This window comes from Acinetobacter sp. YH12039, from assembly GCF_013420015.1.
GTDB lineage: Bacteria > Pseudomonadota > Gammaproteobacteria > Pseudomonadales > Moraxellaceae > Acinetobacter > Acinetobacter amyesii.
In genome coordinates, this window is the sequence record NZ_VOZA01000142.1 from 1 (window position 1) to 1,039 (window position 1,039).

Genomic DNA, 1,039 nt, shown 5'->3' on the forward strand with positions numbered 1-1,039 from the left:
GGCTTTGTTGCACAAACCTATCTGTAAAGGCTTTTTCAGCAATATAATTTCAAAATGAATAAGCCTGCCTCTAAAATCTACCGTACAACCAATTGGTCATCCTATAACCGAGCCTTAATTAACCGAGGTAATATTTCCATTTGGTTTGATCCTGCTACGCAATGGTATGCGCCATCAAAAGGCAAACAAGGGCGAAATCAAACCTACTCCGACGCAGCCATCCAATGCTGCTTAATGATCAAATTACTATTCCGACTCTCTTTACGTATGGTCACAGGTTTTGTTCAAAGTCTGATTAAACTCTCTGGATTAGATTGGACAGCTCCGGATTATTCCACCCTTTGTCGTAGACAAAAGCATATTGATATTGCGATTAGCTATCAAAAAAGTAGTGATGGACTGCATCTACTCGTAGACTCTACTGGTTTGAAGTTTCTTGGTGAAGGTGAATGGAAACGCAAGAAACATGGGGCTGAATATCGTCGCCAATGGCGTAAGCTTCACATTGCTATAGATGCTAAAACCCTGCAAATACGTGCAGTACAACTCACCACAAATAATGTCAGTGATTCTCAAGTACTCGAAGATTTACTTGCTCAAATTCCCTTGGATGAACCAATTGATTCTGTTTATACAGATGGTGCTTATGACACAAAGCACTGCCGACAAGTCATTTTAGATCGAGATGCACATGCGATCATTCCACCTAGAAAGAATGCAAAGCCTTGGAAGGATCAGCAAGCGAGGTCTATAGAGCGGAACGAATTATTAAAGACAGTCAAACGGCTAGGCAGATCGCTTTGGAAAAAGTGGTCTGGTTATCACCGTCGAAGTTTGGTTGAAACCAAGATGCATTGCATCAAATTATTAGGCGATAAATTAACAGCGCGGAGTTTTCCAAGTCAGGTGAATGAGATCCATGCACGCATGGCAGTCTTGAATAAATTCACAGAATTAGGTCGCCCTCATACCCAAGTTGTCTCTTAAATTTGAGTAGCTTAAGGGAACTCAGCCTTTCAAACCTTTATGCAACAAAGCC

At 41.3% G+C, this 1,039-nt stretch carries 1 protein-coding gene; it reads left to right on the top strand.

Annotated elements, in window-relative coordinates; genetic code table 11:
- Positions 1 to 54: 54 nt before the first annotated feature.
- A complete protein-coding gene (locus tag FTT98_RS17920; RefSeq protein WP_180042428.1) occupies positions 55 to 987 on the top strand; it encodes an IS5 family transposase in 933 nt (310 codons plus the stop codon).
- The last annotated feature ends 52 nt before the right edge of the window (positions 988 to 1,039 follow it).